At 67.3% G+C, this 20,337-nt stretch carries 24 protein-coding genes; 13 read left to right on the top strand and 11 right to left on the bottom strand.

Annotated elements, in window-relative coordinates; genetic code table 11:
• Positions 1-55: 55 nt before the first annotated feature.
• Complete coding sequence (locus AC3IS2_RS11465) at positions 56-721, bottom strand: class I SAM-dependent methyltransferase (RefSeq protein WP_489197911.1); 666 nt, start codon at positions 719-721, stop codon at positions 56-58.
• A 40-nt stretch (positions 722-761) separates the two neighbouring features.
• Positions 762-992, bottom strand: coding sequence for a hypothetical protein (locus AC3IS2_RS11460; RefSeq protein WP_489197910.1), 231 nt, complete (start codon positions 990-992; stop codon positions 762-764).
• A 159-nt stretch (positions 993-1,151) separates the two neighbouring features.
• On the opposite strand from AC3IS2_RS11460, the gene AC3IS2_RS11455 reads away from it, so the two are divergent.
• The 3 genes from AC3IS2_RS11455 to AC3IS2_RS11445 all read left to right on the top strand — a co-directional run bounded on the left by AC3IS2_RS11455 (position 1,152) and on the right by AC3IS2_RS11445 (position 2,864).
• Entirely contained in the window at positions 1,152-1,556 is a 405-nt protein-coding gene (locus AC3IS2_RS11455; protein WP_489197909.1) for a hypothetical protein, read from the top strand.
• On the top strand, positions 1,556-1,753 hold the full coding sequence (locus tag AC3IS2_RS11450) for a helix-turn-helix transcriptional regulator (RefSeq protein ID WP_105562402.1): 198 nt from the start codon (positions 1,556-1,558) through the stop codon (positions 1,751-1,753). Before AC3IS2_RS11455 ends, AC3IS2_RS11450 begins: the two co-directional genes overlap by 1 nt.
• Before the next feature lie 190 nt (positions 1,754-1,943).
• A complete protein-coding gene (locus AC3IS2_RS11445) occupies positions 1,944-2,864 on the top strand; it encodes an alpha/beta fold hydrolase (protein WP_489197908.1) in 921 nt (306 codons plus the stop codon).
• A 180-nt stretch (positions 2,865-3,044) separates the two neighbouring features.
• On the opposite strand, the gene AC3IS2_RS11440 is transcribed toward AC3IS2_RS11445, so the two are convergent.
• The gene (locus tag AC3IS2_RS11440; protein WP_489197907.1) at positions 3,045-3,869 is read right to left on the bottom strand and encodes an RsiV family protein; all 825 of its coding nucleotides are present in this window, start codon (positions 3,867-3,869) and stop codon (positions 3,045-3,047) included.
• Between the two features lie 26 nt (positions 3,870-3,895).
• Positions 3,896-4,894 (bottom strand): UbiA family prenyltransferase, encoded by a 999-nt coding sequence (locus AC3IS2_RS11435; RefSeq protein ID WP_489197906.1) that lies wholly within the window; start codon positions 4,892-4,894, stop codon positions 3,896-3,898.
• A 125-nt stretch (positions 4,895-5,019) separates the two neighbouring features.
• On the opposite strand from AC3IS2_RS11435, the gene AC3IS2_RS11430 reads away from it, so the two are divergent.
• The 3 genes from AC3IS2_RS11430 to AC3IS2_RS11420 all read left to right on the top strand — a co-directional run bounded on the left by AC3IS2_RS11430 (position 5,020) and on the right by AC3IS2_RS11420 (position 7,755).
• Positions 5,020-5,235 (top strand): DUF4287 domain-containing protein, encoded by a 216-nt coding sequence (locus AC3IS2_RS11430; protein WP_489197905.1) that lies wholly within the window; start codon positions 5,020-5,022, stop codon positions 5,233-5,235.
• 94 nt (positions 5,236-5,329) lie between these two features.
• Positions 5,330-6,979 (top strand): serine hydrolase, encoded by a 1,650-nt coding sequence (locus AC3IS2_RS11425; RefSeq protein WP_489197904.1) that lies wholly within the window; start codon positions 5,330-5,332, stop codon positions 6,977-6,979.
• A gap of 134 nt (positions 6,980-7,113) precedes the next feature.
• On the top strand, positions 7,114-7,755 hold the full coding sequence (locus AC3IS2_RS11420; RefSeq protein WP_489197903.1) for a DUF2238 domain-containing protein: 642 nt from the start codon (positions 7,114-7,116) through the stop codon (positions 7,753-7,755).
• Positions 7,756-7,775: 20 nt separating this feature from the next.
• Here AC3IS2_RS11420 and ppk2 read toward each other — a convergent pair whose 3' ends face one another.
• Entirely contained in the window at positions 7,776-8,519 is a 744-nt protein-coding gene (ppk2, locus tag AC3IS2_RS11415) for a polyphosphate kinase 2 (protein WP_489197902.1), read from the bottom strand.
• 338 nt (positions 8,520-8,857) lie between these two features.
• On the opposite strand from ppk2, the gene AC3IS2_RS11410 reads away from it, so the two are divergent.
• Positions 8,858-9,061: a cold-shock protein gene (locus AC3IS2_RS11410; RefSeq protein ID WP_105564392.1), complete on the top strand. Its 204-nt coding sequence runs from the start codon at positions 8,858-8,860 to the stop codon at positions 9,059-9,061.
• 347 nt (positions 9,062-9,408) lie between these two features.
• Here the strand turns inward: AC3IS2_RS11410 and gluQRS are convergent, their stop codons facing one another.
• A complete protein-coding gene (gene gluQRS, locus AC3IS2_RS11405) occupies positions 9,409-10,257 on the bottom strand; it encodes a tRNA glutamyl-Q(34) synthetase GluQRS (RefSeq protein ID WP_489197901.1) in 849 nt (282 codons plus the stop codon).
• 7 nt (positions 10,258-10,264) lie between these two features.
• Positions 10,265-11,398 (bottom strand): JmjC domain-containing protein, encoded by a 1,134-nt coding sequence (locus tag AC3IS2_RS11400; RefSeq protein WP_489197900.1) that lies wholly within the window; start codon positions 11,396-11,398, stop codon positions 10,265-10,267.
• 48 nt (positions 11,399-11,446) lie between these two features.
• Here AC3IS2_RS11400 and AC3IS2_RS11395 point away from each other — a divergent pair, with 48 nt between their 5' ends.
• The 4 genes from AC3IS2_RS11395 to AC3IS2_RS11380 all read left to right on the top strand — a co-directional run bounded on the left by AC3IS2_RS11395 (position 11,447) and on the right by AC3IS2_RS11380 (position 13,881).
• Complete coding sequence (locus tag AC3IS2_RS11395; RefSeq protein WP_489197899.1) at positions 11,447-12,103, top strand: DNA-3-methyladenine glycosylase family protein; 657 nt, start codon at positions 11,447-11,449, stop codon at positions 12,101-12,103.
• A complete protein-coding gene (locus tag AC3IS2_RS11390) occupies positions 12,100-12,759 on the top strand; it encodes a trimeric intracellular cation channel family protein (RefSeq protein ID WP_489197898.1) in 660 nt (219 codons plus the stop codon). The genes AC3IS2_RS11395 and AC3IS2_RS11390 overlap by 4 nt, the downstream gene beginning before the upstream one ends.
• Positions 12,760-12,769: 10 nt before the next feature.
• A complete protein-coding gene (locus tag AC3IS2_RS11385) occupies positions 12,770-13,168 on the top strand; it encodes an ASCH domain-containing protein (RefSeq protein ID WP_489197897.1) in 399 nt (132 codons plus the stop codon).
• Positions 13,169-13,305: 137 nt separating this feature from the next.
• Positions 13,306-13,881: an HNH endonuclease gene (locus tag AC3IS2_RS11380; RefSeq protein WP_489200146.1), complete on the top strand. Its 576-nt coding sequence runs from the start codon at positions 13,306-13,308 to the stop codon at positions 13,879-13,881.
• A gap of 313 nt (positions 13,882-14,194) precedes the next feature.
• Here the strand turns inward: AC3IS2_RS11380 and AC3IS2_RS11375 are convergent, their stop codons facing one another.
• Both AC3IS2_RS11375 and rpmB read right to left on the bottom strand, forming a co-directional pair.
• Positions 14,195-15,898, bottom strand: a complete 1,704-nt coding sequence (locus tag AC3IS2_RS11375) for a M1 family metallopeptidase (RefSeq protein WP_489197896.1) — start codon at positions 15,896-15,898, stop codon at positions 14,195-14,197.
• A 287-nt stretch (positions 15,899-16,185) separates the two neighbouring features.
• Positions 16,186-16,482 carry a 50S ribosomal protein L28 gene (gene rpmB, locus AC3IS2_RS11370; protein ID WP_431566172.1) on the bottom strand — a complete coding sequence of 99 codons (297 nt, stop codon included), beginning with the start codon at positions 16,480-16,482 and terminating at the stop codon, positions 16,186-16,188.
• 205 nt (positions 16,483-16,687) lie between these two features.
• On the opposite strand from rpmB, the gene AC3IS2_RS11365 reads away from it, so the two are divergent.
• Together AC3IS2_RS11365 and AC3IS2_RS11360 are read left to right on the top strand one after the other, a co-directional pair.
• Positions 16,688-17,203 (top strand): DUF3617 domain-containing protein, encoded by a 516-nt coding sequence (locus AC3IS2_RS11365; protein ID WP_489197895.1) that lies wholly within the window; start codon positions 16,688-16,690, stop codon positions 17,201-17,203.
• Between the two features lie 120 nt (positions 17,204-17,323).
• Positions 17,324-17,776: a hypothetical protein gene (locus tag AC3IS2_RS11360; RefSeq protein WP_489197894.1), complete on the top strand. Its 453-nt coding sequence runs from the start codon at positions 17,324-17,326 to the stop codon at positions 17,774-17,776.
• A 26-nt stretch (positions 17,777-17,802) separates the two neighbouring features.
• Here AC3IS2_RS11360 and AC3IS2_RS11355 read toward each other — a convergent pair whose 3' ends face one another.
• Together AC3IS2_RS11355 and AC3IS2_RS11350 are read right to left on the bottom strand one after the other, a co-directional pair.
• On the bottom strand, positions 17,803-18,975 hold the full coding sequence (locus AC3IS2_RS11355; RefSeq protein ID WP_489197893.1) for a carboxynorspermidine decarboxylase: 1,173 nt from the start codon (positions 18,973-18,975) through the stop codon (positions 17,803-17,805).
• 16 nt (positions 18,976-18,991) lie between these two features.
• Positions 18,992-20,197, bottom strand: a complete 1,206-nt coding sequence (locus tag AC3IS2_RS11350; protein WP_489197892.1) for a saccharopine dehydrogenase family protein — start codon at positions 20,195-20,197, stop codon at positions 18,992-18,994.
• Positions 20,198-20,337 lie beyond the last annotated feature (140 nt).

Here is a 20,337-nt window from a genome sequence, read left to right as displayed (position 1 = left end):
CGCGTCTAGACGGACGGCGAGTTGACGGTCGTCATGTCGGGCGACCGCGGCGGGTTCAGCCCGCGGGGTCCAGCGACCAGACGCGCGAGCGCTTGACCTCCTGATCCTCCAGTTCGCGCGTCGTCGGCACGGTGTATTCGGCCAGCAGGGTCAGGCCGGACTTGGGGAAGTAGGTGCGGCCGGGGTCGCCGACGATGACGCGCGTGCCGTTGGCCTGGGCCTGTTTCAGCCAGGCCAGCACCGCCTCGGCCATGGGCTTTTCATAGAAGACGTCGCCGGCGCAGATCAGGTCGGCGGGCGGCGGCGGGGCGTCCAGCAGGTCAGCGTCGGTGAAGGCGATCTCGACGCCGTTGGATTTCGCATTGGCGGCGACGGCGGCGGCGCAGAAGGGGTCGATGTCGGCGGCCAGGACGCTGGCCGCGCCCGCCTTCATGGCGGCGACGGCGACGAGGCCCGATCCGGTGGCCAGGTCGATCACCCGCTTGCCCGCGACCTCGGCCGGATGGTCCAGCAGCCAGCGCGCCAGGGCCTGTCCGCCGGCCCAGGCGAAGGCCCAGAAGGGCGGGGGCAGGCCCATGGCGCCCAGCTCTTCCTCGGTCAGCCGCCACAGGGGCGTGATCTCGTCCGCCAGCCACAGCGAGATCTCCGGCGCGTGCGGCACGGTCTGCAGCCGGGTGTTGGCGGCGATGAAGTCGGGGGCGTTGGCGGGGGTCAGGCGCATGGGGCTGAGTAACGACCATCTCGCCCCGTGCACAGGGCGATCAGGCGCGGGCGGCGCTTTGTTCTGTGCGGTTGTCACGCTCCGCACGATCCGAACCTGACTGATAGCCGATGTGATAGCTGGCCAGCGCAACGCAGATCATGCTGCCGAACAGCAGCGCCAGACCGCCGCTGGAATAGAGTTTCCGGCCTTTCGCTCGGCCCAGCGCGATTCCGACCAAGGCCAGAAGGCTCAGGGCCACGCCTGCCAGCGCCCAACTGATCGCGCCCATGCCTTTGATCTCCCTTTGAATTCGATGACCAAGGTTAGGTCGGCGTCGATCGACCTGGCAAGGGGCGTGGCAGGGTCAGGCGCGTCTGACGAAAAGTCAGGTTGACATGACATGCGAGTGGAGTAAGGTCGGCCTTACATTCAGTCAGGAGCGCCTTCCATGTTGACGATGTCAAAGCAGAACACGCCCGCCGGGCGCCGCTATGTGATCCGCACCATGGCCTTCATGGGCGGCTATGTCGCCGTCATGCTGGCGACCATCGGCGGGGCCTTCGATACGATTCAGGGCAAGCCCGCCGCCTGGGTTCTGGCGCTCGTGGTCGCGGCGCCGATCGCCGGCCAGATATGGGCGACGCTCAGCTTCATGCGCGACAGCGACGAATATGTGCGGGCCGTGACGGCCAAGCAGTTCATCGTCTCGGCGGGCGTGGCCATGACCCTGTTCAGCGCCTGGGGTTTCGGCGAGAGCTTCGCCGGGGCACCCCACGCGGAAGGCTGGATGATCTATCCCCTGTTCTGGGCGGTGTTCGGCGTCACCTCGCCCTTCATCCGGTCGTCGAACTGATGAAGAACCGTCTGAAACTGCTGCGCGTCGAGCGCAACTGGACCCAGGAACAGCTGGGTCAGGCGCTGGGGGTCTCGCGTCAGGCCGTCAACGCCCTGGAGACCGAGAAGCACGACCCATCGCTGGACCTCGCCTACCGCATCGCCGCCCTGTTCGCGCGGCCGGTGGAAGAGGTCTTCGAGAACCCGCACGGCTGACGTTTCTGTCAGCTTAACCTTACATTTTCGCCCTTGCTTTCCGCCGTCATCCTCGGGCTTGACCCGAGGATCGAGCCTGGCTGCGCCCTCTGCCTTGCCTAGGTCGCGCCGACGGACCATCCGATCCTCGGGTCAAGCCCGAGGATGACGCGGGGAGAGGGGCTTTTCTGAAGACCTGAAAGGAAACGTCATGTTCAATTCTGCTTCTTCGTCCAAGATCTTGCGCGCCCTCCTGCTGGCCTCCGTCGTGGCCCTGGCCGCCGGCAACATCTTCTCGCCGGCCCAAGCTGAACCGGCGCGGCTTGAAGCCCCGGCCTTCGCCTCCGACCGTCTGTCGGTCGAGGTGATGGGCCACGGTCCCGACGTCATCCTGATCCCCGGCTTCGCCTCCTCGCGCGATGTCTGGCGGCCGTTGGCGCAGCGGCTGGCGGCGACGCACCGGGTGCATCTGGTGCAGTTGGCGGGCTTCGCCGGCGAGCCGTGGAGCCACGGCGACGGCGCCTTCGTCCAGCCGGCGGTGGATGAGGTGGCGCGCTACGCCAAGACCCTGAACAAGCCCACGATCATCGGCCACTCCATGGGCGCCCTGACCGGGCTTCTGGTGGCGCAGCAGCATCCCGAGGCGGTCGGCAAGTTGATGAGCGTCGACAGCCTGCCCTTCTTCAGCGCCCTCTATGGTCCGACCGCGACGGCCGAGAGCGCCAGGCCCTTCGCCGAACAGGCCGCGGCGGGCATACTGAACGCCGACGCCGAAGGCTATCGCGTCCAGCAGGAGCGCACGGCGGGGGGCATGATGCGCAATGAGGCCGGGCGCGCCGCCATGGTCGAATGGTCGATGACGTCTGACCGTCACGCCATGGCCTCGGCCATCCGCGACGTCATGACCACCGACGCCCGTCCGGGCCTGGCGGCGATGACCACGCCGGTCTGGGCGGTCTATGCCTCGGATGCGGACGGCGGGGCGCCGGCGGCCATGGCGGACGCTCTGTGGGGGCGTGAGTATGCGGCCCTGCCGGGGGTGAAGCTTGTCCGGGTGGACGACAGCCGCCACTTCATCATGACGGACCAGCCGGAGCGGCTGGGCGTGCTGGTGGATGAGTTTCTGAAGTAGAGCGATCCTCCCCTGCGCAGCGGGGGAGGGGGACCGCGACGGCATAGCCGGCGGGGTGGAGGGGGCGAGCGTCAGGCGCGGCGCCCCAATCATTTGAACGTCTGTCTGTGTCCGCCCTCTCCACCATGCTGCGCATGGTCCCCCTCCCCCGTGAACGGGGGAGGATTGAGCGTGCGTCTCTTACTTCGGCCGCAGGTCCTCGGTGACGTCGCCGGCCTTCAGCGGCTGGCCGGCGAACTCGGCGGCGTAGGCCGGGGCCAGCAGGGTCTGGAAGGCCGAGGCGGGCAGGGTGATGTAGTAGGGGCCTTCGGCGTAGGGACCGACGGCATAGGCGTCGAGCAGGAAGGTCAGGCCGCCGGCTTTACCGGCCGTCGCGCCGGGGGCCAGGACCACGGCCACGTCCTTCAGCTTGGGGCAGCTCCACATGTCGCCGTTGGCGGTCAGGGCTTGCGCGCCCGGACGGGCCTTCTTGGCGTTGTTGATGGCGGCGCACAGGGCGCGCTCCAGCGACGCCGTGTCGGCGCCCTTGGCGAACAGGTCGGCGGGGGCGATGCGGCGCTTCTCGGTCTTGTCCCACAACAGGGCCGTGGCGACCGTGTTCGGGTGGGCGCCGCCCGAATAGTCGAAGTCGGTGCGCATGGCGCTGAACAGGCGGCCGGTCTGGACCGGGTCGCCATAGACGATGGTCTTCTCATAGGGACCCATGGCGGATTCGCCGCCGGCCTCGGTGCGGTCGGCCTGGGCGCCCTCGGCGTATTTGGCCAGGTCGGCGACTTCCTGACGATAGAGGGCGGCGTAAAGCTCGGGCTGGGTCTTGATGGCTTCGGGCAGGGTCAGGCTGGTCTTGGCCCACTGGGTGGCGCTTTCGTATTTCAGCGGGCCGGTCGCGGTGGCTTCGGCGGCGGCCGTCGGGGCCTCGGCCTTCTTCTCGGCGCGTTGGCAGGCGCCGAGGGTCGCGGCGACGGCGGCGGTCAGGAGGAGGGCGCGCAGGCGGTGGGAGGTCATTCGGAGTTCCTTGGGGGAGGGTGCGATCAGTAAGCTAGGCCGTTCAACGCAATCGCGGCCAGAAGGATCAATCCAGCTTCACGATTTGATTTGAACAGGCGCAGGGCCAGGACGCCGTCCTCGGGTTTGAGGCGCTTCACCTGCCAGGCCAGATGCAGGGCGTAGAGGGCCAGACCCGCGTAGAAGACGGGGCCGAGACCGGCGGCGAAGCCTGCCGCGCCGGCCAGCAGGACGGCCAGGACGTAGAAGACCGCCACGCCCGGCTTGACCTGAGACCCCAGACGCCGGGCCGAGGATTTGACCCCGGCCATGACGTCGTCCTCGATGTCCTGAAGCGCGTAGATGGTGTCGTAGCCCAGGGTCCAGAAGACGCCGCTCGCATAGAGGAGCAGGGTCGATAGGGCGACATGGCCGGACAGGCTCAGCGTAAGGCCTCCCGCAGTCATGAGGTCCAGCAGCCAATGCAGCACGCCGTAGCCGCCGGTCGCCGCGGCGAAGCCCAGCAGGGCGCCCCAGTTGAAGGTCAGGCCCAGCCAGGCCTGGGGCCACCAGGTGATGCGCTTCATGAAGGGATAGGCCGCCACCAGACCCAGCGACAGGGCGCCGAGCAGGACCGCTGTCAGGTTCATGCTCAGCAGGATGCACAGGCTGATCAGGCACAGGCCGGCGACGAAGGCCCAGGCCTGCTTGACGCTGATCTGGCCCGCCGGGATGGGGCGCATGGCGGTGCGGGCGACCTGGGCGTCGAAGTCGCGGTCGACGATGTCGTTCACGGCGCAGCCCGCCCCGCGCATCAGCGAGGCGCCGATGGCGAAGCCCGCGATCAGCCACAGCTCATAGAAGCCGAAGGGCCGCTCGTACTGGTTCAGGGCCAGCATGATCCCCTGCCAGCCGGGCAGCAGCAGCAGCCAGATGCCGATGGGCCGGTCGAAGCGGCCCAGCTTCAGCCACGGCTTCAGCCCCTCGGGGGCGTAACGGTCCACCCAGTTCTGGCGGGCGGCGTCTGGAAGCGGGGCTGTGCTCATGCAGGGGTCTTAGACCCTGAGGCCGTCGCGGGTGAAGGGGGCGCGTCCGATCCGCGTCATGCGAGGGCGGTTGCGAAGCGCGGCCGTGGCGGGTTTAGTGGCGCTTCAACCGGAGGGAGCCGCCGATGACCGAAGCGCCGATCAAGGGCCCTGCGTCCTATTTCCCCTCCATCGAGAAGAAGTATGGGCGCCCCATCAACGAGTGGAAGGCAGAGGTCCGCGCCCGCTATCCTGGCAAGCATATGGAGCTGGTGGCCATGCTCAAGGACGAGCACGACATGGGCCACGGCCACGCCAACGCCATCGTGGCGCATACGCTGGCGGAAGACGGTTTGAAGTAGGCTGGTCGTTCACCGACAAAACTGACCATTCACCGATCAAAGCTTGGTTCGGTGTAAGGCCGACCCTAGGGCGGAAGCTTCATCGGAGACTTCCATGCGCCTAGTCATCTGCATCACCCTCGCGGCCTGCCTTCTTACCGGCCTCGCCTCGACCGCCGTCGCTCAGTCGAGGGTGGCGATCGACCTCGAACCCGCCTTTGCCAGGATCACGCAGACCGGGCCTGGCTGCGTGGCTGGGGTGAGGCGCCCGGGCGCGCCCGACCTGATTGTCGCCCGCGGACAGTCCGATCTGGAACACGCCGACCCTCTCACGGCGGACAGCATCATCGAGACCGGCTCTCTGGCCAAGCAGTTCACCGCCGCCGCGATCATGCTGCTGGTCGAGGACGGCAAGGCGAGTCTGGATGACGATATTCGGCGCTATCTTCCGGAGATGCCGGACTATGGCGCGCCGATCACGCTGCGCCATCTGCTGAACCATACCAGCGGCCTGCGCGAACAGTGGAGCCTGCTGGCCCTGACCGGCAATGGGCCGGGCGCCCAGGTGCACAGCATGCCCCTGATCCTCGAACTGGCCTCACGCCAGAAGGGGCTGAATTTCGAGCCGGGCGGCGAGTTCCTCTACACCAACACCAACTACGCGCTGGCCGCGATGATCGTCGAACGGATCAGTGGCGTCAGTCTGCAGCAGTTCACCGACGAGCGTCTGTTTCAGCCGCTGGGCATGAGCCATACGCGCTGGCGTGAGGACTTCCGCACCGTCGTTCCGGGGCGGGCGACCGCCTATGCACCGACCGAAACCGGCTTCATCGCCAACATGCCCTTCACCAATGTGTATGGAAACGGCGGGATGCTGACGACGGTCGGTGATCTGTTGCGCTGGAACGCCTTCCTCGACCAGCCGTCCGCCCTGGTTGGCGGCCCGGCGCTGGCGGCGGCCTTGCAAGTCCCCGGGCGCCTGAACGACGGCAAGGCGCTGGAGTACGGCCTGGGATTGGAACTCGCGCCGGATCAGGGCCGGCGTCTGGTGGCGCACAGCGGCTCGACCGGCGGCTACAAGACCTGGCTGGCGCGCTATCCCGATCAGGGCGTCTCGATCGCCGTGCTGTGCAACAACGGCGGGATCAATCCAATCGCGATGGGCGAGCAGATCGCTGAACTGGTGCTGCCGGCCGCAGGGACGGCTTCGTCCGCCGAGGGCGCTGCAGCGAGTGCAGCGGTCCAGACGTCAAACGTGGACCTGACGCCCTACGAGGGCCTGTTCCGCAATCCCGTGACAGGGGCGCTGGTCCAGGTCGAGGCGGCCCATGGCCAGCTAACCTTGAAGCAAGGCGGCGTCCGGGTGCTGGCTGCGCTGGGCGAGGACCGTTTTCAGGCGCCGGACGGCGAGCCGGTCCGCTTCGCACGAACGAACGCCAAGGCGACGGAGCTGAACCTGAGCCAGGGACGGTTCGTCGCCGTGCAACCCGCCACGAGCGACCCCGCAGCCCTGTCGGCCTATGTCGGGACCTACTACAGCCCGGAACTCGACACCCGGATCAGCCTGATCCAGCGCGGTGATGGTCTGGTCGTTCTCCAACCGTTTGCGGTTGAGTGGCCGTTGAGCCCCAGCTTCGCCGACGGCTTCACCGCCCGCCTGCGGGGCACGACCACCTTCGTCTTCGAACGGGATGCGGATGGAGACGTCACCGGCGTTCGGGCGTGGGCCAATGGCGTTCGCGGTCTGCTGTTTTCAAAGCAGTGACGCTGCACTGGCGCTCGCACGACCGCTGCGCATTGTTGGCCGCGTTTTCGAAGGTTTGCTTTCGGACGCGAGAATGATCTTAAGGTGATAGACAGCGCTACAGGCGAAGGTTTCGGCGGGCTCGGGAGCATCCTATGACGTCATCGATATCGACGAACCGTCCGCCCGTCATCCTGTACCTGACCTGGATCATCCTGATCGGGGCGGCGGTGATCGGCTTCGTCACCGACGAGTTCAGCGTCACCTTTGTCGGGGTCGGGACCCTGCTGCTGTCGCTGGTTCCGATCTGGCTGGGCGAGAAGGTGGGGGTCAGCCTGCCCACGGCCTTTGTCAGCGCCATCGCCGCCTTCCTGTGCGCCACGCTGCTGCTGGGCGAGGTCGGGGACTTCTATGAGCGGTACTGGTGGTGGGACGTGGTGCTGCACGGCGGCTCGGCGGTGGCGTTCGGTCTGGTCGGGTCTTTGCTGATGCTGATGCTGGTGAAGGGGAACCGGCTGACGGCGGCGCCGATCACGGTCGCCTTCTTCGCCTTCTGCTTCGCCGTCATGATCGGCGCGGTGTGGGAGATCTGGGAGTTCATGCTGGATCAGCTGTTCGGCCTGAACACCCAGAAGTCCGGTCTGGTGGACACCATGTGGGACCTGATCGTCGACGCCATCGGCGCCCTGATCGGGGCGAGCGCGGGCTGGGCCTATCTGAAGGGGCGGCACGGCCCGCTGGTGGGGGGCATCCGCGCCTTCGTCGACAAGAACCGCCGCCTGTTCGGCGACGACTGAGGCCCTGTTTCGCCAGACTTCTACTTGGCCAGCCGGCCCTTGGCCTTGTCGGCGGCGAAGACGATGTCGGCGTCCGGCTGTCGCGCCTCCAGCCCCGGACAGTTCAGCTGGTGCAGGACGTGGCGGATGATGTTCAGCCGCGCCTTCTTCTTGTTGTCCGTGGCGATGACGGTCCACGGCGCATAGTCGACATGGGTGCGGTCCAGCATTTCATCGCGGGCGGCGGAATAGGCGCTCCAGCGCTTCTGGGCCTCGGCGTCCAGCGGCGAGACCTTGAAGCGTTTCAGCGGATGGGTGACGCGTTCCTCCAGCCGACGCGACTGTTCGTCGCGTGAGATGTCCAGCCACAGCTTGATCAGCTTGGTCCCCGACTGGGTCAGCATCCGCTCGAAATGCGGGGCGTCGTGCAGGAAGCGCTCGTGCTGCTCCGGCGTGCAGAAGCCCATGACCGGCTCGACGCCGGCGCGATTGTACCAGGAGCGGTTGAAGAAGACCGTCTCGCCCGCCGCCGGCAGGTGGTTGGCGTAGCGCTGGAAATACCACTGGGTCAGTTCGCGGTCGTTGGGCTTGGGCAGGGCGACGACGCGGGTCTGGCGCGGGGCCATGAACTCGGTCATCCGCTTGATCGCCCCGTCCTTGCCGGCGGCGTCGCGGCCTTCGAGGACGATCACGACCTTCAGCCCCTGTTCGATGGCCCAGGCCTGGGTCTCGACCACCTGGATCTGCAGGGCCTCCAGCGTGTCGGCGTAGTCGTCCTTGGCCATCGCGAGATTTCCTCCACCGTCGTGAACCCGGCGAGCTTGCGGCCATTTTCCTCGACGCGCCAGCCCGCGCCGCGAACGGGCGGCGGAGACGCCGTCCTGGATCGAAGACCGAAGATGTTCGATCGGCGTTCGATGTTAACCAAGCCCCGGCATCGAGCGTTTCGCTTTACAGTTGACGTGCTGTGGATAGTCGGGTGACAACATCGCCGCAGTCCGGATTTCACGTGGGGTCCAAACCCGCGTCTCGCTCCTTCGCCTGAACGAGCTTGTCCAGATGGACTGACGGACTCTCCAGCATGGAAGTCCGCCTGGCAAAGCGCGTTTACGGAGACGCTAAGATGGCGACCGGCACGGTCAAGTGGTTCAACCCCACCAAGGGCTATGGCTTCATCCAGCCCGACAACGGCGGCTCGGACGTTTTCGTCCACGTCACCGCCGTTCAGAAGGCTGGCCTGCAGGGCCTCGATGAAAACGCCAAGGTCGAATACGAGCTGGAAAACCAGCGCGGCAAGACCTCGGCTGTGGACCTCAAGGTTCTCTAAGGCCGACGAACCCGATCCGGGTTCAGACGATTGAAGGGCGCGGGACCAGCCGGTTCCGCGCCTTTCTTTTTGCCTGGAAGAGAAGGGCGCTAACGCGCGGCTCGCGGAGCCGCGCTGCTTGAGCTGCATTTTTGGGCGCTATGCTCGGGTCGCGGACCCTCGCGACTTGAGCACGAAAGAAACGTCACCAACCCCGCCGTCATCCTCGGGCTTGACCCGAGGATCGCGCGTAGGGGCGCGCTCCTCTTTGCCGATGTCGTGCAGGCGGACAACCCGATCCTCGGGTCAAGCCCGAGGATGACGGCTGTGAGGAGGCGGGTGGGGGAGGCGGATGGCGTCGCCTCCGCCTAGAACCCCAGCTCCGCCCGCAGCACCTCGGGCGTCAGGCCGCCGGCGCGAAGCTCGGCGAGCGTCACCGACTGGTCCCGCTTGGCGTAGCGGCGGCCGTCGGGGCCGGTGAGCAGGCGGTGGTGGCGATAGACCGGCGCGGGCCAGCCCATCAGGGTCTGGAGCAGCCGCTGGATGTGGGTGGCCTCGAACAGGTCCAGGCCGCGCACGACGTGGGTGACGCCTTGCAGGGCGTCGTCGTGGGTCACGGCCAGATGATAGGCGGCGCCGGCGTCCTTGCGCGCCAGCACCACGTCGCCCGCCGTCTCGGGCCGGGCGCGGACGACGCCGGTTTCGCCGTCGGGGCCTTGGCCTTCCTCGACGAAGGACAGTTCGTTCCAGGCGGTTTCGCCCAGAGCCTCTCGCGCCCGATCCAGCGACAGCCGCCAGGCGTAGGGGCGGCCCTCGGCCAGCAGGCGGGCTTCTTCCTCGGGCGGATGCGGGCCGGGGCGGACGGCCTCGGCCGGGCCGTGGGGGGCGTCGCTGATGGCGTCGAGAATCTCTTTCCGGGTGCGAAAGCAGCGATACAGCAGGCCGCGCGCGTGCAGCGTGTCGACGACGGCGGCGTAGTCGGCCAGGTGCTCGGACTGGCGCCGCACAGGCACCTCCCAGTCGAGGCCGAGCCAGGCCAGGTCCTCATAGATGGCCGCCTCGAACTCGGGCTTGCAGCGCGTCGGATCGATGTCCTCGATCCGCAGGATGAAGCGCCCGCCGGCCTCGCGCGCCGCGCTCCAGGCGGTCAGGGCCGAAAAGGCGTGGCCCCGGTGCAGGCGGCCGGTGGGCGAGGGGGCGAAGCGGGTGGCGAACACGGGCGACTCAGAAACGCTTGAGCGCGCCGGCCTTCTCGGCCCGATCGACGGCGGCGCGGATGTCGGCTTCGGGCACGAAGTCGAACTGGGCGACCAGTTCCTCCAGCGCGAAGTCTGGCTGGGACATGGCCCAGTGCATGGCGTGGGCCGCCGGACCGGCGCAGGCGGGACCCTGCAGCCCCGTCGGTCGGTAGGCGGTGAGCGTCAGCGGCTGCGGCAGGGCGAAGCGCGCCGGGCGCGGAACCAGCTTCTCCTGCGTCATCGCCACCTCGTCGCGGAAGGCCGGCAGGGCCGTCAGACGGGCCAGGCGTTGGCCGAGGTCGACGATGTGGGCCTGAAGCGCCCGACCGCCGTCCTTGTCCGCCGGAGGCAGGAAGGCGCGGAAGGCCGGGTCCTGCATCGCAGCCTGCTCCAGCAGGCTGAAGATGATGCGGCCATAGAGCGGCGTGACCGAGAAGGTCACGTGCAGCGAGGCGCCGTCCTGGGCCAGGGCGTCGTGATACCAGCCGCGCGGCAGATAGAGGACGTCGCCGGGGCGCATCCGCACCTCGGCCATCAGTCGCCCCCGGCTCTGTTCCAGCCAGCGGCGGGTCTCGGGCGTGTCGGGCGGGAAGTCGACGGGCGCTTCGGCCCGGTTTTCATACAGCCGCCAGATCTTTTCGCCCTCGACCTGGAGGGCGAAGACGTCGTGAAGGTCGTAGTGGGTCCCGAAGGCGCGGACGCCCTTGAACGAGCAGTAGAGGTTAGCCCCGACGGCGGCGGCGAAGGTGCGGGCCAGCATGGCCGAGGCCTCGGCCAGGCGCGGCGTCAGGTCCTGCGCGTCGCCGGCGATGACGCTGGCTCCGGTGGCCATGAAGACGGCGACCTTGGCCGGGTCGGGCCGCAGCACGGAACCGGACTGGGTCTGGACAGGGCGGCAATACTGGTCGGGCGGCACGGCCACGGCGTCGCGCATCAGCTTGAGGCTCTGCGCGGTCCAGATCGACGACTGGTTCAACAGGCCGTTGAAGCCGTCCCAGTCCAGCAGTTCCCGCTTCGCCTCGCCGTTCTCGGCGGGAATGTGCAGCGGTTTTCGGCCGTGAAACTCGGCGAAGAAGCGATCAGGGGTGATCGGGTGGAGAAGTTCGTCCAGAGTATGCATCGACCGCCACGCTAGAGCGGCCTTCTTTCCCTGTCGATATAGGCGATCATGGCCACAGCCCCGTCCGCCCCGTCCATCGCCGCCGCCCGCGAGGCCCTGGCCGCCGCCGATCCGGCGCTGGCGCGGGCGCACGCCTCGACCCCTGTGTTCGAATGGCGGCTGCGCCCCGGCGGATACGAGGGCCTGTTCCGCATGATCGTGGAGCAGCAGGTCTCGGTCGCCGCCGCCGCCTCGATCTGGAAGCGGACGGTGGAAGGGCTGGGCGGGGCGGTGACGCCGGACGCCGTGCTGGCGCTGGACGTCGAGACCCTGCGCACCTTCGGCCTGTCGGGACAGAAGGCGAAATACGGCCATGAGATCGCCCTGGCCCACGTCGAGGGCCGCATCGACTTCGACCATCTGGAGCGGCTGGACGACGCCGAGGCCATCGCCGCCCTGGTCGCCATCAAGGGCGTGGGCAAGTGGACGGCCGAGACCTTCCTGATGTTCTGCGAGGGGCGGCTGGATGTCTTTCCGGGCGGCGACGTGGCCTTGCAGGAGGCGATGCGCTGGGCCGATGCGGGCGAGGCGCGGCCGAACGAGAAACAGGCCTATGCTCGGGCGGAAATCTGGCGGCCGCATCGCGGGGTGGCGGCGCATCTGCTCTGGGGATGGTATGGAGGGGTCAAGCGTGGCGATATCACGCTGGAGGACCCGCCGACTTGAACCCCCTTACCCCTTTGGCTGACGCCGACCTGACCCGGCCCGAGACCGTCCTGCCGCTGCTGGACTTCGCCGGGGTGGCCGTCTTCGCCGCCACCGGAGCCCTGGCCGCGGCGCGCGAGAAGCACGACCTCGTGACCTTCGCCTTCTTCGGGGCCATCACCGGGGTCGGGGGCGGGACGCTGCGCGATCTGCTGATCGGGGCGCCGGTCTTCTGGGTGCAGGACTGGCGCTATATCGCCGTCTGCGTACTGGCGGCGACGGCCTTCTGGATGCTGGGCGCGCGGACCTGGCGCTTCCGGGCCCTGCTGTGGCTGGATGCGTTCGGTCTGGCGGCCTATGGCGTCATGGGGGCGGCCAAGGCGGCCTCCTATGGCGTGGCGCCGCTGATCTGTGTCGTCATGGGGGTGCTGACCGCCTGCTTCGGCGGGGTGGTGCGTGACGTCCTGGCAGGCCAGCCGTCGATCCTGCTGAGACGCGAGTTGAACATCACCGCCGCCCTGCTGTCGGCGGGCCTGTTCGTGACCCTGAAGGCCGTGGATGTGCCGACCTGGCCGGCGGTGGGCGTGGCGGTCGCGGCGGGCTTCGCCCTGCGCGCCGGCGCCTTGAAGTGGGGCTGGAGCCTGCCGGCCTTCCCCAGCGCCCCGACCCGAAATTGAGGACTGACCTATGATCGACGTTCCCGCCGCCTATCGCGACGCGCCGCGCTGGCCCTTCGGCGACAGCGCGGAACTGGCCGATGAACTGCTGGCCCTGGTGCTGGCGGGCGGCAAGCAGGCGACCTGCTCGTCGCTGGCCTCATGCGAGGCGGACATCATGCCGACCGTGGGCGAGATCAGCGTCATTCTGGACGGGGCGGGTGTTCCGCGCTGCGCCATCCGCACCACCGAGGTCGAGATCATGCCTTTCGAGCAGGTGAGCGAGGATTTCGCCCGCGCCGAGGGGGAGGGCGACCTGACCTATGAGTGGTGGCGCGACGCGCATGAGGCCTATTACCGCCGCGAAGGGACATGGGCACCGGGGATGAAGGTGGTCTGCGAACGGTTCGAACTGGTCGAGGTCTTCTGAGGCGGCGTCACGAAAACGCTGCATACCGGTCATGGCGATGAGGGAGAATCGGGCGTAGGCTTCCACCCGTAAGACTAGGGAAGGAGACGTGTCCTCACTCTTGTCGCCTCGGTATCCCCCCGTATGAGCGGGAGGGCCTGATGCAGGTCCTGACCCGCCCCCCGTCCGGCTTTCCCGCCTTGGTGCTGAACGCCGATTTCCGTCCTCTGTCCTATTACCCCCTGTCGATCTGGCCCTGGGAAGAAGTGGTCAAGGCCGTCTGGCAGGAACGCGTCGACGTGGTCGCCGTCTATGACAAGGTGGTGCGCAGCCCGTCGATGGAGATGCAGCTGCCCAGCGTCATCTCGCTGAAGTCCTACGTCGATCAGGACCGCAAGCCCGCCTTCACCCGCTTCAACGTCTTCCTGCGCGACGGCTTCGCCTGTCAGTATTGCGGCGAGAGCGGACTGGCCCAGGACCTGACCTTCGATCACGTCATCCCCCGCTCGCGCGGCGGCCGCACAACCTGGCAGAACATCGTCGCCGCCTGCAGCCCCTGCAATCTGAGGAAGGGCGGGCGTACGCCGCAACAGGCCGGAATGCCCCTGCTGCGCCGCACCGCGCACCAGCCCAACTCCTGGGAGTTGCAGGAAGCCGGCCGCCGCTTCCCGCCCCACTTCCTGCACCAGAGCTGGCTCGACTACCTCTACTGGGACATCGAGCTGGAGCCGTAGGGCGGGCTGCTGGGCGCTGAGTGTGGGGCTGTCAGTTCCTTTGGCGCCGCAGCGTCGCTCGGTGCTTGCCGGGAAGGTGCGGGCCGGCTGCGGCTGTGAGACTTCTGGTCTTGGCCAGCGTCAAGAGCTCCTGTCCGAAGCCGCTGTCGGCCGGTGTTTCATTCAGGATGACGCAGTTGGTGAGAGCTCCGTCTGCCGCAGCGTCGCACTCGATTGTTGCGGTAGCGGAACCGCCTGTCGTTGCGCAGCCCGTCAAGCCAAGCCACATCGCCAATGTCGCTATTCGCATCGCTTCCCTCCCGTGAGCACGGCGTCATGAACCCGAGGTTTGCGACGCCTTCCAGGTTTCGAGGTATTCCAGACGGCGCAGGACCTTTGAGCCGGGGTCCAGCAGGATGTGCGCGGATGCGGGCGCGGTGAAGGACGCGCGGCCGTGGGTCATGGGCAGGGTGCGGAGGCGGCCGTCCACCTCGACCTCGACCGGCAGGGGGAAGGGGCGGGCGCCGCCGGTCTTCCATTCCAGGGTCACGCGCTCGCCGTCGCGGGTCATGACCAGATCGGGCAGGGCGGCCTGATAGAGGTAGGCGTCGAAGAACCAGCCCAGGTCGCGGCCGGTCACGTCGTTGACGATGGCGATGAACTCGGGCGTCGTGGCGTAGCGCGGCTGGAAATTGCCCGGCTTCGGGTCGGGGCGGCCGTAGACCAGTCGGCGCAGGGATTCGTAGAAGGCGTCGTCGCCGATGTGGAGCCGCAGGGTGTGGGCCACCAGGGCGCCCTTGTAATAGAGGTCCAGCCCCGGCCCGGTGGCGGCGTCATAGACGGTTCCGGCGTCCTGGGGCCGCCCCGACACCATCGGGAAGCGGTTGGCCAAGGCCAGCCGCATGGTCTGCAGCTCGGACTGCATGGCCCGTTCGCCGTTCAGCCAGCGGGCGTAGAGGGGCTGCATATAGGTGCCGAAGCCCTCGTGCAGCCACATGTCGTCCCAGTCGGCGTTGGTCAGCTGATTGCCGAACCATTCGTGCGCCAGTTCGTGCTGCAGCAGCCAGTCGTAGCCCTTGCCGTCCAGCTTGTAGCCGTTGCCGTAGGCGTTGATGGTCTGGTGCTCCATGCCCAGGTGCGGGGTCTCGACCACGCCCATCTTCTCGTCGCCGAAGGGGAAGGGGCCGATGGTCGCCTCATAGAAGTCGAGCTGCTTAGGGAATTCGGCGAACAGGGCGGCGGCCTTGGCCGGGTCGGTCGAGGCCAGGCGCCAGAAGCGCAAGGGAACGACATTGCCGAATCGGCTGGGATAGTCGGCGGCCATCTCGACGAAGGGGCCGACGTTCAGGCTGATGGCGTAGGTGTCGGGCTGGCGCGCGGTCCAGTTCCAGGTGGTCGTGCCGTCGCCGTTGTCGGTCTTGCTCAGGAAGCGGCCGTTGGCGGGGGCGCTCAGGTCGGACGGGACAGTGATGTGCAGGTCGGCGCGGTCCGGCTCCCCCTGGGGATGGTCGACGCAGGGCCAGAACAGGTCGCAGCCCTCGCCCTGGACCGCGCTGGCGATCCACGGCTGGCCGTCGGGCGTGGTCGACCAGGCGAAGCCGCCGTCCCAGGGCGCGCGCTTGGCCTGATGCGGGCGGCCGGCATAGGCGATGCGGACGGAGATGGTCTGGCCCGCCGTCAGGGGGCGCGGCAGGGGGATGGTCAGGCGCCCCTCGGGATTGGACCAGTCGGCGACCGGCTGGCCGTCCACGGCGACCGAGGCGATGGCGAACAGCGTGTCCAGTTCGACCACGACGGCGTTGGTCGGGGCCGTGGCGGTGAAGTCCAGGACGGCGACGCCCTCGATCGACTGGGTCTCGGGCAGGAGCTTGAACGACAGGTCGGCCTTGTCGAAGCGCAGGGCCAGTTGTTCAGGCGTGCGCGCCGTGCCGCTGGACAGGGTGAAGGGCGTCGAATCGCGGGCGGGCGCGGCCTCCTGGGCGAGAGCCGGGGCGCTGAGCAGGGCTGTGGTCAAGCAGAGGGCGGCGGTCAGGCGCAAGGCTTCGGCTCCGGCAGATCGAGCCGTGAGGGTAGAGGGTAGAGCCGTGCTCGCAAGCCCGCACTTTACTTGCCGTCATCCTCCCCATCTCGCCGTCATCCTCGGGCTTGACCCGAGGATCGAGCGTAGAGGCGCGCTCGACCTTGCCGACGTCGCGCAGGCGGACACTCCGATCCTCGGGTCAAGCCCGAGGATGACGGCGTGGGGGATTGGCGGGGCTGGCGACCGGCCAAAGAAAAAGGCCGGTGTTTCCACCGGCCTCTTCAAACTTGGTCAGACGGCGCTGCTTAGGCGGCGGTCTGCTCAGCCAGCTTGGCCTTCACCTGGCGCTTGATGCGCAGGGCGGCGGTCGACAGCTTTTCGTCGCGAGCCTTGACGATGAAGACGTCCAGGCCGCCCTTGTAGTCGAGGGTGCGCAGCGCAGCATTCGAGATGCGCAGCGAGAAGGTTTGGCCCAGCGACTCGGAAGCCACCTTGACCGTCTTCAGCGACGGCAGGAAGCGGCGCTTGGTCTTGATGTTCGAGTGGCTCACATTGTGGCCGACCATCGGGCCGATACCCGTGAGTTCGCAACGACGCGACATCTTAAGATCCTCAAGGTCACATCCGCGAGACGTGTGCGGACGCATGAAACAGGTGCACGCAGCGGGCGGACCCCTGCGAGAGAGGGGGCCGTATAGATGAATGACTCGGAGGCCGTCAAGGCTGGAGTCGAGTCAGGCTGGGGATTGAGGCGAAGGCCCAGCTTCGTTCAGCCGATGTTCAACGACCTGCTATATAGAGGATAGCATGAAGACCCATCGGAAGCTGTTCCCCATGAAGACGCTGTCTGTTTCGTTCGTTCGCGTTCTGGCCCGCGCCGCGGCCGTGGCCGCCCCCGTCGTGGCGGGCGCCGTCATGCTGGGCGCGCCGGCCGCCGCGCCTCAGGCCCAGACCGCCGCGCCCGCCCAGCCGGTCCTGCCGGGATACTGGGAATACACCACCAGCGCCCTGGGCAGCCGCGACACCGAGCAGAAATGCGTCCGTCCCAGCGAGATCAATCGCTTCTTCGGCGGCCTGTCGACCAACCGCTGGAAATGCACCTATCCGACCCGCGCCGTCGGCGACGGCCGCGCGCGATTCGAAGGGACCTGCCAGGACAAGAAGGGCCGTCGCGTCAATGTGCGCCTGAACGGGACCTATCAGACCGAAAGCTTCCGCTTCAACGGCGGCGCCCAGCTGATGCGCGGCACGCCCTACATCCCCGCCAGCATCACCGCCCGCCGCCTCAGCGCCCAGTGCCCGGCGGGCGCCGAGTACTTCTGAGGCGGGGCGTAAGGGGGAGCGGCAAGGGCTGGTATCGACCCATAACCGACATCCCCCACGTTCGCAGTTGAGCTCCTGCCGACCTCTGATCTAGCCTTCCCGGCGAAGCTGGAGGGGCGAATGAAGCTGCATCGAAATACTGTCCTGTGGTCCCTGGTCCTTGCGGGGGCCTGTGTGACTGCCGGCGCCGCGATAGCCATGGCCGTCCAGACGACGGTCGTGCCCGATCTGCCTTGGACCTATGTCCCTGCCGAAGCGGCAGGACAGGTTCCGTGCTCAGTCGCCGTCTCGGCGCCAGCTCATCCAGAGAGATTTCCGAATAGGCTGCTTGTTGGCGCATGGATGCTGCGCACCGAGAGAGGAACGCTCAGCTGCCTTTTCCACCAGACAGAGGCCGGGCATTGCAGTTTCGGCAGCCCCGGACACCTTGTTGTCGAGCAAGGCGATACGACAACAATCTATGATGTCCCGAATGGCTCGGCTGTCGAGTTCGAGATCCGAGATGGCCGCTACGCCTGTCGTATTGGCCGGCGGATCAGGACGCATGGCGATACCATCGTTCCCAATCGCTAGCGCCTCCTCGCAGCGCCGCCGTCAGATCACGACAGCCGGTCGCGGAATTCCGTCCAGTCGAACGCGCGCACCATCCGCAGCTCGTCCGTGGCGCTGTTCCACAGGGCGATGGCGGGCAGGGGGACGCCGTTGAAGGTGTTGGTCTTCACCATCGAATAGTGGGCCTGGTCGAGGAAGGCGAGGCGCGTTCCGGGGACGGGGCGCTCGGCGAAGACGTAGTCGCCGATGATGTCGCCGGCCAGGCAGGACGGGCCGCCGAGGCGGACGGCGACGCCGTTCTCGGGCTCATGCAGCATGGCGGGGCGATAGGGGGCCTCGATGACGTCCGGCATGTGGCAGGTGGCCGACAGGTCGGTAATGGCGATGGGCATGCCGTTGTCGAAGACGTCCAGCACCTCGCCGATCAGAATGCCGGCGTCCAGCGCCACGGCCTCGCCCGGCTCCAGATAGACCTGCACGCCGTGGCGCTGGCTGATCTCGTTCAGGAAGGCGACCAGGGCGTCGGTCTGATAGTCGGCGCGGGTCACGTGGTGACCGCCGCCGAGGTTCAGCCACTTCACCCCGCCCAGCAGGGGCGCGAGCTTGGGCTCCACCGCCGCCCAGATGCGAGCCAGCGGCTCGAAATCCTGCTCGCACAGGGCGTGGATATGCAGGCCGTCGACGCCCTGCATGTGTTCCGGCTTCAGCTGCGACACCGGGAAGCCCAGGCGCGAGCAGGGCTGGGCCGGATCGTATTTGGCGACCTCGCCCTCGGAATGTTCGGGGTTCAGCCGCAGGCCGATCTCGAAGGTCTCGCCAGCGGCGCGCGCTTTGGCGATCAGGTCGGCGAAGCGCGTGACTTGATCGGGCGAGTTGAAGATGACGTGGTCGGACAGCCGCAGGATCTCGGGCAGGTCCTCGGCCTTGTAGGCGGGCGAATAGGTGGTCAGCTCGCCCTTGTAGAACTCGCGCGCCAGCCGCGCCTCCCACAGACCGGAGGCGCAGACGCCGTCGAGGTATTCCCCGACGACGTCCGCCAATGACCACATGGAAAAGGCCTTGAGCGCCAGCAGAACCCGGGCGTTGCCCCGGTCGCGCACGTCTTTCAACACGGCCAGATTGCGCCGCACCGCGACCTCGTCCACCACGAAGGCGGGCGAGGCGACACGGTTCAGATCGAAATGCGCGAAGGCGCCGGGATCACCGGCCTTGGTTTCCATGTGCTCTGGTCTCGACTTAGAAGGCCAGCGGAGCGTCCAGCTCCTCGACCGTCCAGGGCAGGCCGTGCTTGTTCAGCATGTCCATGAAGGGATCGGGGTCCAGCTGCTCCATGTTGAAGACGCCTTCGCCCTTCCAGGTGCCGGTCAGCATCATGGCCGCGCCGATCATGGCCGGAACGCCCGTGGTGTAGCTGACGGCCTGGTTGCCGGTTTCGGCATAGGCGGCTTCGTGGTCGCAGATGTTCTTGACGTAGAAGGTCTTGGCGACGCCGTCCTTCTCGCCGGTGGCGATGGTGCCGATGTTCGTCTTGCCCTTGGTGATCGGACCCAGCGACGAGGGTTCCGGCAGCAGGGCCTTCAGGAGCTCGATGGGGATGATCTCGCGGCCCTGGAACATCATCGGCTCGATCGAGGTCATGCCGATGTTTTCCAGCACTTCCAGGTGCTTCAGGTAGCTGTCGCCGAACGTCATCCAGAAGCGGATGCGTTTGATTTCCGGGTAGAACTTGGCCAGCGACTCCAGTTCCTCATGGTACATGAGGTACATGTTCTTCTGACCCACGCCCTCGAAGTCGAAGGCCTGCTTGTGGCTCAGCGCCGGGCCCTCGACCCACTGGCCGTTTTCCCAGTGACGTGAGTTGGCGGTCACTTCGCGCAGGTTGATTTCCGGGTTGAAGTTGGTGGCGAAGGGCAGGCCCGTGTCGCCGCCGTTGCAGTCCAGGATGTCGAGCGTGTCGATCCGGTCCAGCAGGTGCTTCTTGGTGTAGGTGGCGAAGACCGAGGTCACGCCCGGGTCGAAGCCCGAGCCGAGCAGCGCCATCAGGCCGGCTTCCTTGAAGCGCTCCTGATAGGCCCACTGCCACTTGTATTCGAACTTGGCTTCGTCGCGCGGCTCGTAGTTGGCCGTGTCGAGGTAGTTCACGCCGGCGGCCAGGCAGGCGTCCATCAGGGCCAGGTCCTGATAGGGCAGGGCCAGGTTGACCACGAGGGCCGGTTTGACGGCCTGGATCAGGGCCGTGGTCGCGGCGACGTCGTCGGCGTCGATGGCCGCGGTGTCGATGGTCACGCCAAAGCGCGACTTCACGGATTCGGCGATGGCGTCGCACTTGGACTTCGTGCGGCTCGCCAGGGTGATATGCGAGAACACGTCCGTGTTCATCGCCATCTTGTGGACGGCGACTGAACTGACGCCGCCTGCACCGATAACCAGCACCCTGCTCATGTGTGGCTTCTCCTGAAGTCTGAAATGCTCTGGCGACATGGCCGCCGCTATAAAGGGCGGGGGTCTTAACACGATGATGACACGACCGCTAACGATCGCGTCTCGCAAACCCCGGACGGACGCCACGGCGCACCTCGCGG

This window comes from Brevundimonas sp. KH_025, assembly GCF_057839885.1.
This window is presented reverse-complemented; position numbering and strand designations above follow the sequence as displayed.

What these genes read in the sequence shown, in the direction of transcription:
- AC3IS2_RS11465 (WP_489197911.1), bottom strand. Translation starts at nt 721, where the DNA reads ATGCGCCTGACCCCCGCCAACGCCCCCGACTTCATCGCCGCCAACACC.
- AC3IS2_RS11460 (WP_489197910.1), bottom strand. Translation starts at nt 992, where the DNA reads ATGGGCGCGATCAGTTGGGCGCTGGCAGGCGTGGCCCTGAGCCTTCTG.
- AC3IS2_RS11455 (WP_489197909.1), top strand. Translation starts at nt 1,152, where the DNA reads ATGTTGACGATGTCAAAGCAGAACACGCCCGCCGGGCGCCGCTATGTG.
- AC3IS2_RS11450 (WP_105562402.1), top strand. Translation starts at nt 1,556, where the DNA reads ATGAAGAACCGTCTGAAACTGCTGCGCGTCGAGCGCAACTGGACCCAG.
- AC3IS2_RS11445 (WP_489197908.1), top strand. Translation starts at nt 1,944, where the DNA reads ATGTTCAATTCTGCTTCTTCGTCCAAGATCTTGCGCGCCCTCCTGCTG.
- AC3IS2_RS11440 (WP_489197907.1), bottom strand. Translation starts at nt 3,869, where the DNA reads ATGACCTCCCACCGCCTGCGCGCCCTCCTCCTGACCGCCGCCGTCGCC.
- AC3IS2_RS11435 (WP_489197906.1), bottom strand. Translation starts at nt 4,894, where the DNA reads ATGAGCACAGCCCCGCTTCCAGACGCCGCCCGCCAGAACTGGGTGGAC.
- AC3IS2_RS11430 (WP_489197905.1), top strand. Translation starts at nt 5,020, where the DNA reads ATGACCGAAGCGCCGATCAAGGGCCCTGCGTCCTATTTCCCCTCCATC.
- AC3IS2_RS11425 (WP_489197904.1), top strand. Translation starts at nt 5,330, where the DNA reads ATGCGCCTAGTCATCTGCATCACCCTCGCGGCCTGCCTTCTTACCGGC.
- AC3IS2_RS11420 (WP_489197903.1), top strand. Translation starts at nt 7,114, where the DNA reads ATGACGTCATCGATATCGACGAACCGTCCGCCCGTCATCCTGTACCTG.
- ppk2 (WP_489197902.1), bottom strand. Translation starts at nt 8,519, where the DNA reads ATGGCCAAGGACGACTACGCCGACACGCTGGAGGCCCTGCAGATCCAG.
- AC3IS2_RS11410 (WP_105564392.1), top strand. Translation starts at nt 8,858, where the DNA reads ATGGCGACCGGCACGGTCAAGTGGTTCAACCCCACCAAGGGCTATGGC.
- AC3IS2_RS11400 (WP_489197900.1), bottom strand. Translation starts at nt 11,398, where the DNA reads ATGCATACTCTGGACGAACTTCTCCACCCGATCACCCCTGATCGCTTC.
- AC3IS2_RS11395 (WP_489197899.1), top strand. Translation starts at nt 11,447, where the DNA reads ATGGCCACAGCCCCGTCCGCCCCGTCCATCGCCGCCGCCCGCGAGGCC.
- AC3IS2_RS11385 (WP_489197897.1), top strand. Translation starts at nt 12,770, where the DNA reads ATGATCGACGTTCCCGCCGCCTATCGCGACGCGCCGCGCTGGCCCTTC.
- rpmB (WP_431566172.1), bottom strand. Translation starts at nt 16,482, where the DNA reads ATGTCGCGTCGTTGCGAACTCACGGGTATCGGCCCGATGGTCGGCCAC.
- AC3IS2_RS11365 (WP_489197895.1), top strand. Translation starts at nt 16,688, where the DNA reads ATGAAGACCCATCGGAAGCTGTTCCCCATGAAGACGCTGTCTGTTTCG.
- AC3IS2_RS11360 (WP_489197894.1), top strand. Translation starts at nt 17,324, where the DNA reads ATGAAGCTGCATCGAAATACTGTCCTGTGGTCCCTGGTCCTTGCGGGG.
- AC3IS2_RS11355 (WP_489197893.1), bottom strand. Translation starts at nt 18,975, where the DNA reads ATGGAAACCAAGGCCGGTGATCCCGGCGCCTTCGCGCATTTCGATCTG.
- AC3IS2_RS11350 (WP_489197892.1), bottom strand. Translation starts at nt 20,197, where the DNA reads ATGAGCAGGGTGCTGGTTATCGGTGCAGGCGGCGTCAGTTCAGTCGCC.